Origin of the sequence: Paenibacillus vietnamensis, from assembly GCF_020169515.1 — a bacterium.
GTDB lineage: Bacteria > Bacillota > Bacilli > Paenibacillales > Paenibacillaceae > Pristimantibacillus > Pristimantibacillus vietnamensis.
Genome location: NZ_JAHMHW010000002.1, coordinates 426,991 through 440,381, shown reverse-complemented (window position 1 = coordinate 440,381; position 13,391 = coordinate 426,991). Strand labels below are relative to the sequence as shown.

General features: G+C 52.0%; 15 protein-coding genes. 9 read left to right on the top strand and 6 right to left on the bottom strand.

Features of this window, described 5'->3' with window-relative positions; genetic code table 11:
• Positions 1–132 precede the first annotated feature (132 nt).
• From KP806_RS07100 to KP806_RS07090, 3 genes are read right to left on the bottom strand one after another with little or no spacing between them, the layout of a single operon-like run.
• Positions 133–951, bottom strand: coding sequence for an SPL family radical SAM protein (locus KP806_RS07100; protein WP_224722874.1), 819 nt, complete (start codon positions 949–951; stop codon positions 133–135).
• Positions 929–1,468 (bottom strand): methylated-DNA--[protein]-cysteine S-methyltransferase, encoded by a 540-nt coding sequence (locus tag KP806_RS07095; protein WP_224722873.1) that lies wholly within the window; start codon positions 1,466–1,468, stop codon positions 929–931. Before KP806_RS07095 ends, KP806_RS07100 begins: the two co-directional genes overlap by 23 nt.
• The gene (locus tag KP806_RS07090) at positions 1,458–2,033 is read right to left on the bottom strand and encodes a bifunctional transcriptional activator/DNA repair enzyme AdaA (protein ID WP_224723108.1); all 576 of its coding nucleotides are present in this window, start codon (positions 2,031–2,033) and stop codon (positions 1,458–1,460) included. Before KP806_RS07090 ends, KP806_RS07095 begins: the two co-directional genes overlap by 11 nt.
• A gap of 474 nt (positions 2,034–2,507) precedes the next feature.
• On the opposite strand from KP806_RS07090, the gene KP806_RS07085 reads away from it, so the two are divergent.
• The gene (locus KP806_RS07085) at positions 2,508–3,662 is read left to right on the top strand and encodes a glucose-1-phosphate adenylyltransferase (RefSeq protein WP_224722872.1); all 1,155 of its coding nucleotides are present in this window, start codon (positions 2,508–2,510) and stop codon (positions 3,660–3,662) included.
• Positions 3,663–3,808: 146 nt separating this feature from the next.
• Positions 3,809–4,498, top strand: a complete 690-nt coding sequence (locus KP806_RS07080; RefSeq protein ID WP_224722871.1) for a metal-dependent hydrolase — start codon at positions 3,809–3,811, stop codon at positions 4,496–4,498.
• 314 nt (positions 4,499–4,812) lie between these two features.
• Here the strand turns inward: KP806_RS07080 and KP806_RS07075 are convergent, their stop codons facing one another.
• On the bottom strand, positions 4,813–5,043 hold the full coding sequence (locus tag KP806_RS07075; protein WP_224722870.1) for a hypothetical protein: 231 nt from the start codon (positions 5,041–5,043) through the stop codon (positions 4,813–4,815).
• A gap of 164 nt (positions 5,044–5,207) precedes the next feature.
• Here KP806_RS07075 and KP806_RS07070 point away from each other — a divergent pair, with 164 nt between their 5' ends.
• The 4 genes from KP806_RS07070 to KP806_RS07055 all read left to right on the top strand — a co-directional run bounded on the left by KP806_RS07070 (position 5,208) and on the right by KP806_RS07055 (position 10,236).
• Positions 5,208–5,663: a MarR family winged helix-turn-helix transcriptional regulator gene (locus KP806_RS07070; RefSeq protein ID WP_224722869.1), complete on the top strand. Its 456-nt coding sequence runs from the start codon at positions 5,208–5,210 to the stop codon at positions 5,661–5,663.
• A gap of 88 nt (positions 5,664–5,751) precedes the next feature.
• The gene (locus KP806_RS07065) at positions 5,752–7,158 is read left to right on the top strand and encodes an MFS transporter (protein ID WP_224722868.1); all 1,407 of its coding nucleotides are present in this window, start codon (positions 5,752–5,754) and stop codon (positions 7,156–7,158) included.
• Between the two features lie 112 nt (positions 7,159–7,270).
• Positions 7,271–8,395, top strand: a complete 1,125-nt coding sequence (locus tag KP806_RS07060) for an NADH-dependent flavin oxidoreductase (protein ID WP_224722867.1) — start codon at positions 7,271–7,273, stop codon at positions 8,393–8,395.
• A 212-nt stretch (positions 8,396–8,607) separates the two neighbouring features.
• Entirely contained in the window at positions 8,608–10,236 is a 1,629-nt protein-coding gene (locus KP806_RS07055) for an MDR family MFS transporter (RefSeq protein ID WP_224722866.1), read from the top strand.
• A 66-nt stretch (positions 10,237–10,302) separates the two neighbouring features.
• Here KP806_RS07055 and KP806_RS07050 read toward each other — a convergent pair whose 3' ends face one another.
• On the bottom strand, positions 10,303–10,758 hold the full coding sequence (locus KP806_RS07050) for a MarR family winged helix-turn-helix transcriptional regulator (RefSeq protein ID WP_224722865.1): 456 nt from the start codon (positions 10,756–10,758) through the stop codon (positions 10,303–10,305).
• A gap of 110 nt (positions 10,759–10,868) precedes the next feature.
• Between KP806_RS07050 and KP806_RS07045 the strand changes: the two genes are divergently transcribed.
• From KP806_RS07045 to KP806_RS07035, 3 genes are all read left to right on the top strand, one after another.
• Positions 10,869–11,321 (top strand): MarR family winged helix-turn-helix transcriptional regulator, encoded by a 453-nt coding sequence (locus KP806_RS07045; protein WP_224722864.1) that lies wholly within the window; start codon positions 10,869–10,871, stop codon positions 11,319–11,321.
• 79 nt (positions 11,322–11,400) lie between these two features.
• Positions 11,401–11,880: a hypothetical protein gene (locus KP806_RS07040; protein WP_224722863.1), complete on the top strand. Its 480-nt coding sequence runs from the start codon at positions 11,401–11,403 to the stop codon at positions 11,878–11,880.
• A gap of 99 nt (positions 11,881–11,979) precedes the next feature.
• Complete coding sequence (locus KP806_RS07035; RefSeq protein WP_224722862.1) at positions 11,980–12,159, top strand: hypothetical protein; 180 nt, start codon at positions 11,980–11,982, stop codon at positions 12,157–12,159.
• A gap of 51 nt (positions 12,160–12,210) precedes the next feature.
• Here KP806_RS07035 and KP806_RS07030 read toward each other — a convergent pair whose 3' ends face one another.
• Complete coding sequence (locus KP806_RS07030) at positions 12,211–13,290, bottom strand: Gfo/Idh/MocA family protein (RefSeq protein WP_224722861.1); 1,080 nt, start codon at positions 13,288–13,290, stop codon at positions 12,211–12,213.
• Between the last annotated feature and the right edge of the window lie 101 nt (positions 13,291–13,391).

The window sequence follows — 13,391 nt, the reverse complement described above, 5'->3', positions numbered from 1 at the left end:
CTATTTCTTCATTTTCAAAGATTCGTCCAGTTAAAAGCGGTTCCCGTTACGGAGAGGGAGCTTCCGGGCCAAAGGGGGAAAGTCCGATGAAGGCAAGGCCGGATAGTACTCGCCTGCGGAATAATGTTTGATTCAAGGCTCGAATCCTTGCTTGCTCACGAATAACCGATCCTCATCGTATACCCGGCTAAAGCGCTCGTACAGCAACCGGCTGGCAGAAGTATCGTACCATTCCTCCAAGCCGATCTCCCGGTACAGCGCTTCGATGCCGAGACTGCGCGTACGTCTGCCGCCGCTGCCGTCGCCCATGAAATAATCGTCCACGCAAACGCGGTCGACGGCAGCGCGCAGCGTTTCCGCGAAGCCTTCGCTGCTCGGCAGAAGAGGGGCGACCGCTGCCTGTGCGGGCACGCCGGCTTCAGCAAGAAGCCGCAGGGCGTTCAATCTTGCGGGAATCGGCGGCGCACCGGGCGAGAAGTGCTTTCGGATCGGCTCCAAATCCGTTTCGACCGTCATGCTAACGCGGACGTTCGCTCCCAATCGCTTCAGCAAATCGATGTCTCGTGTGACAAGCGGGCTGCGCGTTTGCACAAGCAAGAAGTCGGGCTGATCGGCGCACATGACCTCGAGCAGGGACCTTGTCACACCTTCTTTATGCTCGATAGGCTGATAAGGATCGGTGCTGGAGGACATGAAGATCGTAACCGGTCCTTTTGTTTTTGCCCGGGCAAGCTCCTTCCGAAAGACGGCGGCCGCATCGGATTTGATATCGACCCAAGCTCCCCATTGTTCTTTGCGGAAGGTAGCGACCGGCATTTGCCGGACATAACAATAGGAGCAGCCGTACGAGCAGCCCGAGTAAGGATTAAGGGAGTGGCTGTACCCGGACAGGAAGCCGGTCCCTTTATTCAGCATCGTTTTTGGGGTTTTATACAAATAGACCGGTTTCATGGCAGATGCACTCCAAATGCAGAAGATTTTTTTTCATATCCATGCCGCCGCGGTAGCCGGTTAGCGCCCCGTTTTTCCCGATAACGCGATGGCAAGGTATTGCGATGAGGACCGGATTCGCGCCGATCGCGGCTCCGACGGCCCGTACCGCGGAAGGTTTACCGATATGAGCGGCTATTTCCGAATAAGAGGCCGTTTTCCCGTAAGGAATGCCGCATAAGGCTTGCCAAACCTCCTGCTGAAAGGGGGTCCCGTAAAGGTCGAACGGAATTGTGAAGCCGCGGAGTTCTCCTTGCAAATACCGGGACAGCTCGGCCCAATACGTTCTTAGCCGCTCATCGTCCCGGACCAGGCTCCAGCCCGGAAGGCGTGCGGACGCCCAATCCGCCAATTCGCTCAGCGGACGGTTCGGGGAACCGACGTAGCATAGTCCTTTCTCTGTTGCCGCAAAATGTAACCGCCAGTCCTCATGGGCGATTACGGACCATTGGACGCTTCTTTCCGGTTTATTTGTCATCGTGCAAGCCCTCGCTTTCGTTCATGCCGCTTAAACGGCGGTACTCCGCCGGCGTCAGGCCGGTTATTTTCTTGAACAGGGTAATAAAATAGGAGGCGTTCGGCAAGCCGGCGCAGGCTCCCGCCTCAGCAACGGAAAGCTCGGTGGAGAGCAGCAGCTCCTTCGCCTTGCCGATCCGCCGCTGCCGGATGTATTCGACCGGCGTCAGGCCGGTTACCCTCTTGAAGGTCCGGTGCAGGTGATAGGGACTTCCGTGGCTAATGTCCGCAAGAACTTTCAAGGTCAGGCTGCGGTTGGAGATGCTTCTGTCGATGTAATCGGTGACCGAAGCGATCCATTCTTCGTCCGGCACCCGCAAGCCGCGGGGCCTGCAGCGCTTGCAGGGGCGGTATCCTGCGCTGATTGCCTGATCGGCGGTATTGAAAAGGGTTGTATTTTCCGGTTTGGGCGGCTTCGATTTGCAGGAGGGCCGGCAAAAGATGCCGGTCGTTATAACCGCGTAATAAAATTCGCCGTCGTAAACGGAATTATTGCCGATTATAGCTTGCCACTTCTCGTCTGTCATCGTTACCACTATCCATCGCCTCCATGAACAGTATAACCTGAACTCTTTGCGCTTGTACTCATTTCCGAATAGAATAGCAAGATAACGAAGCTTTCTCCCGTTGTTATATCACCCGCTTATCAATTACCGCCGTGCTTGCTGACAGGAACGGGTGCCGGACACCGGCGCCGGATCACCGTTCACGTTGGCTGTCTGACGGTTAATAGTCTCTTTAAACGCCGAGGTTTCAAAGATGTCGAAAAATTGATGTCGAATCGATGCGGAAAATATCTCGTTTTCGTCACGACGCCATAGGCATTTTTACCTGCAAAAAGGGAAAAACCCTTGCGGTTTCTCTCTTTTTTCATGTCGATAAATACATGCGCAACTGCACGAGTTTCTGACAAACATCGTATCTTTCTTTTGTTAGTATTTTCATTGAGTTTCTCATTGTGGCTTAGGAGCTAACAAAATGAAATAGAGGGGATGATCCGTGTGACTCAAAAGAAGTGTGTGGCTATGTTACTTGCAGGCGGCGAAGGAAAACGGCTTGCTCCGCTAACGCAAAAGCTCGCTAAGCCGGCGGTTCCGTTTGGAGGACAATACCGAATAATCGATTTTCCGCTAAGCAATTGCGTGAATTCGGGGATCCAAACGATTGGGGTATTGACACAGTACAAGGCGGAATCGCTGCATTCCCACATTAATGACGGCAGATTTTGGACGGGTGACAAAGACACAGAGATAAGCTTGCTGGAAGCGGATGAGTTTGGCGGCGGCTTATACACGGGCACTGCGGATGCCATCTACAAAAATTTGGAGTACATAGAAGAGCAAAATCCGGAGCATGTTTTGATTCTCTCCGGCGATCATGTCTATCAAATGGATTACAACGCGATGCTAAAGTTCCACGAGGAGAGCGGAGCGGAAGCGACGATTTCCGTAAAACGCGTCCCATGGAAGGACGCGCATCAATTCGGTATTATGAATGTGGATAAGAGCTATAAAATTACTGATTTTGTTGAAAAACCGGAAAATCCCGAAAGCAATTTGGCTTCGATGGGCATTTATATGTTCCGCTGGTCGTACTTGAGGCGATATTTGCTGGCGGATGCTGTAAACGCAAAATCCAGTCACGATTTCGGTAAAGATGTCATTCCTAAGATGCTAGCAGACAAAACGAGCGTGTACGCTTATCCGTTCCAAGGTTATTGGCGCGATGTCGGCACGATCGAAAGCCTTTGGGAAGCGCATATGGAAGTGCTGGACGGCGAAATTTCGCTGAACGCGAAGCACTGGCCGATGTACTCGAGCGACAAGCTGAAGGCGGAAGCGGATGCCGTCACACAGGTTACCGAATTTGATGACACGCTGATTCATCCGGGAAGCATGGTAGAAGGCATGGTATCCCGTTCCGTCATTTTTGGCGGCGTACATATTGGAGAAGGCTGCGAAATTCATGAGAGCATTATTATGCCGAATGTAAAAATCGGCAACGACGTTACCATTTACAGGGCGATTATCGGCGAAGGCAGCGTCATTGAGGACGGTGCGGTCGTCGGCAGACCGAACGGCGAAATTTCGGTCATCGCCATTGAAGATTATGTACCGGCCGGTACTTCCTCTGAATCCGAAATTATTCCGGCGTAACCGAATCGCCGATACCGAAAGCCGCGTTCACGGAACGCGGCTTTCGCGCTTCCGGAACCGGAAATTTTAGCCCCCAGGCCAAAATATGGTATAGTAAACCGGAAAGACGTTGGATTAAAGCCTAATTACCGAAGGAGGATTTTATTTTGGAAATCGTATTTCATGGTCATTCATGCATTCAGCTGTCGGACGGAACAAATTCGCTGATTATCGATCCGTTTCTAAGAGGCAACGAGCTGGCGGTAACGAAGCCTGAAGATATTTCCGTCGATGCCGTCCTGCTTACGCATGCGCACACCGACCACATTCTGGATGCCGATGCGATCGCCAAAAACAACGACGCGCCTGTCGTCTCCATCGTGGAGCTGGCTGCCTATATGTCCTGGAAAGGCGTCAAAACGATCGGCATGAATATAGGAGGAACGCTTGATCTCGGATTCGCAAAGGTTAAAATGATCCAAGCCTTCCATTCCTCCGGCATCGTCATTGAGGAAAAACAGCAAATTTTGTACGCCGGCATGCCGGCAGGATATATCGTCGCGATGGGGGGAATGACCGTCCTTCACGCAGGGGATACGGCTTTATTCGGAGATATGAAAATGATCGGCGAACGCCATTCGATCGACGTCGCGTTTATTCCGATCGGCGACCATTATACAATGGGGCCGGACGACGCCCTCCAAGCGGCCGAATGGTTCGGCGCGAAGCTTGTCGTACCGGTTCATTACGACACCTTTCCGGTTATCCGACAGGAAGCGGAACGATTTGTTTCGCGTTTGGAAGAGAAAGGGATTAGAGGACAGGTGGTTAAGCCGGGCGGTAGGCTGGTACTTTAAAGCTCATAGAGTACGGCCGCATGCTTCGGGCATGCGGTTTTATTTTATAACTGTCTGACTTCCCTCTTCCCGTCATCGTCCAGTCATTCACAGTTAGTTCATATTCCCTTGCTAAAATGCCAGTACGAACCAGCGAAAGGGGAATACGGGGACATGTTAGCCGATGAGGCGTTCGAGAAAGCCGTGAAGGCGTATCTACCTGATCTGTCGGAGGTTTGGGAAGCAACGTGAGCAGAGCCGCCAGCTTTTTTTACTAGAAAAAAGCCGGACCGCCACAGGGCAGCCCGGCTTCTACGCGCGTTTGTCTGATACTGTCACGCCCGCAGCACCATATGGATCGAGGACGGCAGCAGCGAGTAAACTTTACGCAGCATGAACAGCTCGCGGCTCAGCTTGAATTTCGTTCCCTTGAACGTGCAGCGGTCGTAATTGAAATTCAAGGAAGAAATATGAATGGTGCAGTTCGTAAACGAGCAGCCGATATAATGATTGTTGTCGAAATTGACCTCTTCATTGCGATAAGCTTTGTTCAAAATGTATTCCATTTGGTTGTCCCCCTATCGGTTCTCAATTATTTCGAATGAATATTAATATGCTTATAACCGTATTCGGCCCAGCTGAAACAGCAGCCGGGAAGCTTCGGATTGACAAAAATAACAAATGGCGTTACGATCTTGTTTGAATTCAAACTAAATCGGGAGGATATCAATTGAAATCTACGCCTTGCACGCCGGTCCGTTTTCCTTGGGAGCATGAGGAGAACAATACGGTATTGATTAAGCTGACATTCATGGCGATTCGCCGGCGGATCGAGACGGAATTGCGGCCGCTGGGCCTTACTCCGCAGCAGTCTCAGGCACTGCATCTGCTTGAGATGACTCCGGGAGCGACAAATGCGGATATGGAGGAGCAGCTGTTCATCGATAAATCCAGTGTGACGAGCCTCGTTAACGGCATGGCTAAGCGGGGATGGGTCGTGCGCCGCGATCACGCCAAGGACGCGAGAAGGAAGCAAATTTATTTGACGGAGCAAGGCCGCGACTTATATAAGCAATGCTCGGCTGCGGTGAACAGGGCGAAGGCGCCTGCGAATGAGCAGCTTACGTTGGAGGAATCCCGCACGCTGCAAGCTCTGCTCAGCAAAATTTTGTCATCTTACGAATAAAAATAAAGCCGTTCCTGTGACGGTTATTTTTTTCCTCAAGTAGTTGGAATTCAAACTAAATGTAAAGATCGAAAGGTGGCTTGAAACGATGGAAGCTGAGGAAAACGCCCATAGAGGCGAGAAGCTATTGAGAATATTAGCGTTTACGTTAGTATTTTCTGTGATGAACGCATCGATGTTCAACGTGGTTATGCCCGTAATCAGCAAGGAGTTCGACATCACACCGTCGCAGGTGAGCTGGCTGCTAACCGGCTACATGATCATTTATGCCGTCGGCTCCGTTACATACGGAAAGCTTGCGGACAAATACCGGCTGAAGGATTTGCTGACGTTCGGATTGATTTTTTTTGCGCTTGGTTCGGTAATCGGATTGTCAGCCGGCACTTATTGGCTGATCGTGCTGGGCCGGCTGCTGCAAGCCTGCGGTGCTGCGGTCATTCCGGCTACGGCTATGATCGTGCCCGTACGTTATTTCCCGCCGGAGAAGAGAGGAAGGGCGCTTGGGACGATGGCCTCCGGTCTGGCACTCGGAACCGCGTTTGCGCCCATTGTTTCCGGGTTAATCACAAGCTTCGCCAGCTGGAGATTTTTGTTTCTGCTATCGGTGATGCCGCTGCTTGCGTTGCCATTTTTCCGAAAATATTTAAATGACGACCGCGGAAAAGACCAAAGAAACGATTTGCTGGGCGGTATGCTGCTAGGCGGGACGGTGGCGCTGCTGCTGCTTTCCATCTCGCAAGCGAATGGATGGTTTGCCCTCGCCGGGCTCGTGCTGCTTGCGCTGTTCGTCATCCGGATCAGAACGGCTGCAGAACCCTTTATCCAGCCGAAGCTGTTCGCGAACCGGAAGTATTCCTTCGGACTCGGCATCACGTTTTTGGCCACGTCGATGAGCTTCGGCATGCCTTTTTTGACGCCGCAATTTTTAACGGGACTGAACGGCCTTACGCCGGCGGTTATCGGGCTGGTCATGTTCCCGGCTGCGATCACCTCTGCGTTTATGGGGCGCAAGGGCGGCAAGCTGGCGGATTCGCGGGGAAATTCGTTCCTGGTCTATATCGCGCTTACCTTGTGTTTCGTTTGTTTTGTTCTGCTCTCAACGCTCGTAGGGATATCTCCTTATGTTATTGTTTTTCTTCTCCTATTCGGCAATATCGGTCAGACATTTATGCAGATAGCAATGTCGAACACAATTTCGTCAACGCTCGCCAAGGAGCAGGTCGGAATCGGCATGGGGCTGATGTCGCTGCTCAATTTCATATCGGGAGCGATGATTACAAGCGTCATCGGCAAAATGCTTGATGCCAAAGAAACGACGCTGCAGCTCAATCCGTTTGCCATGTTCGGCAGCGCAGGACTGTACAGCAATATTTTTGCAGGTCTGGCCTTTTTGTCTCTTATTGTCGGCGCCTTGTATTTTACTTCTTTCAGTTTGGCCCGCAGCCGCAGCGGCCAAAAGCTGAGTCGGCAGTCACAGGGTGTAAAGGAAATGTAGCGGGGTACGAAAATCACTTCTTGACAGTTCTAACTGTATCATCTAATATTACAGTAACAAAAAAAGTTACAGTTAGACTTATTCTATTAGAGATACAGGAGAGATGCCGACGATGAATCCAAATTATAAATCTTTGTTTGAGGAATACACGTTCAAAAACGGAGTCATGCTTAAAAATCGGATCGTGCTGGCGCCGATGACCCACTTCTCATCGAACGAAGACGGAACCGTATCCGAGGAGGAGCTTGCCTATTACGCCCGTAGAACCGGAGGCGCCGGACTCGCCATTACGGCCTGCATTTTTGTGTCCCCTAACGGCAAAGGCTTTAAAGGCGAGTTTGCCGGCGATTCCGACGATATGATTCCGGGGCTCACAAAGCTGGCTGCGAGAATAAAAGAAAAAGGGGCCAAGGCGATCCTGCAAATTTTCCATGGAGGAAGAGAATGCCCGCCGGCGCTAGTTCCTGATGGAGACGTCGTCGGCGCCAGCGATGTGGCATCGGTTCAGAACGCGAGCGTAACCCCGAGAGCGCTTCGGAAGGATGAAATCGAAGCGATTATCCGCGATTTCGGGGAGACGACGAGACGTGCCGTTGCGGCCGGCTTTGACGGCGTGGAAATCCACGGCGCAAACGGATATTTGCTGCAGCAATTTTTCTCCCCGCATGCCAATACCCGCGAGGACGAGTGGGGCGGCAGCATCGACAACCGATTGAAATTCCCGCTGGCCGTCGTGGACGAAGTCAAACGGGCCGCAGCGCTGTACGCCAAGGGGCCGTTTCTTGTCGGCTACCGGTTCTCGCCGGAGGAGTCGACAACGCCGGGAATCACGATGGAGGATACGTTCCGACTGATTGACGAGCTGGCCGCCAAGGAGCTGGATTATTTGCATGTCTCCCTCTTCGATTTCTGGTCGAAGCCGGCGCGCGGCGCCGATGAGAACAAAGCGCGCATCGAATGGATACAGGAGCGCGTCGGCAGCCGGGTTCCAGTGATCGGTGTAGGGTCAATTCACACGCCGGACGACGCGGTTAAAGCGCTTGAAACAGGCATCCCGCTTGTGGCTCTCGGCCGTGAGCTGATCGTGGATCCGGATTGGGTCGAGAAAACGGCTGCAGGCAAGGAATCGGAAATTCAAACGACGCTGAGCAGAAAGGATCAGGAGAGGCTGGTTGTGCCGACACCGCTCTGGAATGCCATCGTTCATTCGCCGGGCTGGTTCCCGGTGGGTGATTAATATAGATAAAGCGGGACGGTGTGCACGCCGTCCCGCTTTTTTTTTATGCGCGTTTTAAACCAAACCGGAAAGCCGGCACAAAATTGACAGTTGTTTTAGTACTAAAGTTATTGTAACATTAACAAATAGGTAGGCAACCTAACTATTGAACAATTAATAGTTCAGCTGCTGAACGGAAATTATATATCAGTATGGATAGGAGTGCATGCATAATGGAGCAGCTGACGCACAAGAAGAAAGTGACGATTATGATGGCGCTGATGGCGGCAATGTTTTTTGCAGCGATCAACCAGACGATCGTCAGCACGGCGATGCCGCGCATTATTGCGATGCTGGGCGGCATCGAATATTATACATGGGTGATTACGATTTATATGCTTACCTCGACGATCGCGACGGTTCTGGTCGGCAAGCTTTCCGACATTTACGGCAGGAAGCCTTTCCTGCTGGTCGGTATCGTTACGTTTATGGCCGGCGCTTTTCTGTGCGGAACGTCGGCAACGATTTTCCAAATGATCACCTACCGGGGCATTCAGGGCATTGGCGGCGGCATTCTGATGTCCGCAACCGTGACGGCCGTAGGCGACTTATTCGCACCCAGGGAACGGGCGAAATGGACCGGCGTGATGATGGCGATATTCGGCTTCTCCAGCGTCATCGGACCGACGCTTGGAGGCTTTATGGTCGATCACATCGCGTGGAAATGGATTTTTTGGATCTTTCTTCCCCTAGGCATCGTCGCCTTTGCGATGATCTGGTCCATGTTTCCGAAAACAGCGCGCAAGACGTCGGAATCGATCGATTACATGGGCTCGCTTTTCTTATCTTTGACGATTGTCGCCCTGTTGCTCGGCTTTTCCTGGGCAGGCACGAAATATGAATGGGCTTCGCCGCAGATTATCGGTCTATTGGCGTCGTCGGCCGTGTTCCTCATTATTCTTATTCTTGTCGAGCGAAAGGCAAAAAGCCCGGTACTGCCCTTGTCGTTGTTTAAGAACGGCATTGTCACGATTTCCAATTCAATCGGATTTCTAATGAACGCCGGCATGATGGGCGCCATGATGTATTTGCCGTTCTTTGTGCAGGGCGTACTCGGCATTTCGCCGACATATTCGGGCTTCGTCAACATGCCGATGTCGATCGCGATGATCGTACTCAGCACCTTGTCGGGCCGCTGGATTTCGAAATCCGGCAAGTACAAGCGGTTCGCTGTCAGCGGTATACCGTTCATGGTCGCCGGAATGCTTATGATGGCCTTTATGAACAACGTCGGAGTTGCGGTCGCAGCGATGATCGTATTCGGGATCGGCCTTGGCATCTCGATGCCGGTATTTACGTTGACCGTTCAAAATGCGGTATCTCCAACTCATCTTGGCGTAGCAACGGCAACGGCAACTTTGTTCCGCAACTTAGGAGGCACGATCGGCATCGCGGTAATGGGAACCGTTATGAATACCGCACTGACGAGCAAGCTGGATGCGGCCGTCAAAGCTGGAGAAGGCCCCGATTTGAGCCAATTGGAGCCGGAGCAAGCCAAGCAGCTGGCGAGCTTCCTGAACCCGCAGATGCTGCTTGATCAGCCTAAGCTGGAGCAGCTTCATCAATCGCTGCCGGAGCAGCTGCAGCCGTTATTTACCCATACGATCGAGATGGTCCGAAATGTACTCAGCGATTCCTTGACCGTCGTCTTTTTGTTTGGCATGACTCTGCTTGTCGTAGCGTTCGTGCTAGTCATGTTCCTGAAGGAAATTCCGCTCCGTACTTCGAACGATACGAAAGCGAAGGCACCTGCGGAAGCGGAAAAAATAGAGGTCGCACAAAAAAAGCCCGCTCTTAGCTAACGGCTAAGAACAGGCTGTCCGGGGGATTCGCGAAGGCGGCAGCCGGATCGGATTCCCCGTGTGATTTCACTCGTTATACGAGTACGACTCCAAATAATCGAATAGTTGGTTTAACGTAACGATCAGCTGATCGCTCTGCTCTTTTCCGAGCCGGTCGATCACACCCTTGAACAACGCATGGTACCGTTCAAGTGCTTTTTCAGCGAACCGGGAGCCCTTGTCCGTTAACGTAATTTCGGTAATCCGCCGGTCGCTCGGGTCTGCCGATCGATTCACATGCCCCGAAGCCAGCAGGCTGTTGATCATTTGAGTGACGGTCGGGGACGTCACTTGAAGTATTTTGCTAAGCTCGGAGACAGTCATGCTGGCACCGCCGTTATCAAGGTTATTTTTCAGTCGTACGAGAACGCGAATTTCGCTTGGTTTTAATCCGTCTATCGTTTTTTTGCGCCAGTCGGCTTTCGCGAAGCGCTGGAAAACTTCCATAAGCTGTGTGACATTTTCGTATTTATCGGTACTCACTATGGTTCCACCCCGGTGCAGCATTTGCTATTTATTTAGGTTGCCAACGTAATTATAGAGTGACGAAGTTGCGGCAGTCAACTAAGCGTACGGATTCGAGGTGCTGCAGCGTGGACAATCCTGAAGATTGGAAAGAGCTTTTCCCGATTATGAAGGGTGTATTCAAAAAACTGAAGACCCAGTGGTGCAAAGAAATGAAGGACGAATATTCGATCAATCAGCTGAGACTGCTGCAGCTCTTGGACCGCAAGAGCCCTATGAAATCGACGGAGCTGGCTGATCTGCTGCTCATTACTCCCGGCGCCGTCACCTTGATGGGCGACAAGCTGTGCGAACGGGGGCTAATCCGCAGATACCGCAGCCAGGAAGACCGGCGCGTCGTCAAGCTTGAGCTGACGGAGGATGGGAAGCTTTACACCGATACATTCAAGGGCAACGACGAAATCGTCGTTAAGTATATTCAGAACCGGCTTTCTCCGGAGGATATCGGACATCTGAGGCGGATCGTCAAGCTATTGGATCAGGATGATAAGACGGAAGGGAAACAAATTAATGGTGGTTAACCCCCAAAAAGCTGCATACAGTTGAAGAAGCGCACTTTGTGCCGCACAACGGTAGGCGGGCTGAAGGGTGGTTACGGCCATGGAGATCGGGAATGTACAGCAATTTATTCAAGTGTTCGGGCTGCCGATTTCGATGAGCTTTATCGGCGGCTTTATCGGCCATTTTGTTAAAAACGGTATTGTTGAAATGCCGAAGCTGGTCATCGAATATGATGAGGAAGGCTTAAAGCTTTCCCCGAACTGGCTGCTTAAATGGATTCAACGGATCTATTATTTTATCATTTTCATTCTTGGCCTTAGAGACCAGCGCAACGCGAAAAAAAAGATTTTTTTCGACCTTGGCTTTCTCGGCGATTTGCTGATCGCCATCGGCACGGGCATTTTGGCCAAAACCGCGCTTGCGATGGCGAGTACGGACGATCCCTACGCGGTGATCAGCACCTCGCTCTTGGCGGGTTATGCGGGCTTGTCCTATTTGAAGAGCAAGCAGAACAAAGAGCTCGCCGATTTGTTTCCGGAGGAGCTTGACATACAGAATCCGCGAATGCCGAATGAATAATCAAGAAATAATGCGGCGCTTATGAATACAATGACACTAGATGGAAGTGGAGCATTACGTTTCCTGTATTTGATTAGTGAAATTGGGAGGGCGGATCGCATGGGGAAAATCACGGTCAAAGTAACGCCTGAAGAAATGCAGCAGTTAAAGAAGCTGGCCGAAATCGTGAAAAACCAGCAGCTTCCGATGTCGGAGCGCCGCATTGCCAAGAGCCAGTACGAATCCATCATCAATTACGCCAAAAATTGCAACCGCGGCGGCTATATTTCATCGGTGTAAGGAAACGCAAACGAAGAAGACCGCTCAGGCGAGCGGTCTTTCTGCTGTATATTAAGGTAAATCGATCGTTACTTCTCGTTTGCTTGCCGCCGAGCGGAGCACCCCGTCGATAATCGCCTGGTTATACAATATTTCCGCACCCGGGATCGGTGCCGGGCGATCGAAACGGATCGCGTTGGCAAAGTCCTTCACTTTCTCGTCAAACAGATTCAGACCATGCTGGATAACCGGGATTTCGGTTTGGACATGCTGGGTTGCGGCGTCGTGATACAGTGTCATGCTGCCGACGCTTCCGTCCCAAACGCCGCTCCACGGACCGGTGCCGGCCGGTGTAACCTTGAGGCCGCCTTCGGTTCCGAGGAAAAGTGTCGCCCCCAGCGTATCCATATGCATCGCCCAGCTGATTTTGTAATTGAGCACGATATCGCCTTCCAGCCTGATCATGGCAACGCCGAAGTCCTCCACATCAAAGAAATTCGACTCCTTATGATAACGCGGATTCGTTCCGAAGTGATTCGACGTATAGGCGGTTACGGTCAGCGGCTTCGGATAGCCGAGCGCATTCAGCGCCATATCCAGCGAATAACAGCCGATATCGGCCATCGCGCCGGCTCCGGCAAGCTCCTTGCGGATAAAGGTGCCGCCAGGCATTCCCCGCCGCCTGCCGCCTCCCGTCTCGACGAAATAGACGCCTCCGAGCTTGCCCGTCTGCACGATTTCTTTAATCAGGGCCATGTTCGGGTCGTACCGGGGCTGGAAGCCGACGGTCAGCATTTTGCCGCTGCGCTCCGCCGCCTGGGCCATATCGATGGATTGCTGAAGCGTAACCGACATCGGTTTTTCGACCAGAACATGCTTGCCGGCATTTAACGCATTGATTGAGGTTTCGTGATGGGCGAAGTTAGGCGTACATACGCTGACTCCGTCGAGCTCCAGCTCAAGCAGCTTGCGGTGATCGTCAAAAGCAGCCGCCTGCAGCAGCTGCTCCTGCTCGATAAAGCTTTGAGCCTTGCCTGCTATGCTGTCGGCAACCGCTACGATTTCTACGTCGGGGATCTGTTTGTAGGCGGATGCATGTGCCCGCGCAATGCCGCCGCTGCCGATGATTCCGATTCGGATTGTTTTTGTCATGAGGTACTCCTTTGTATCGGTGTGGTGTGTTGGAATTAAGATTACTGTACCACAGCGAAAAAAGGGCGGATACGATAAGAATAGGACAATTTCACTCTAAA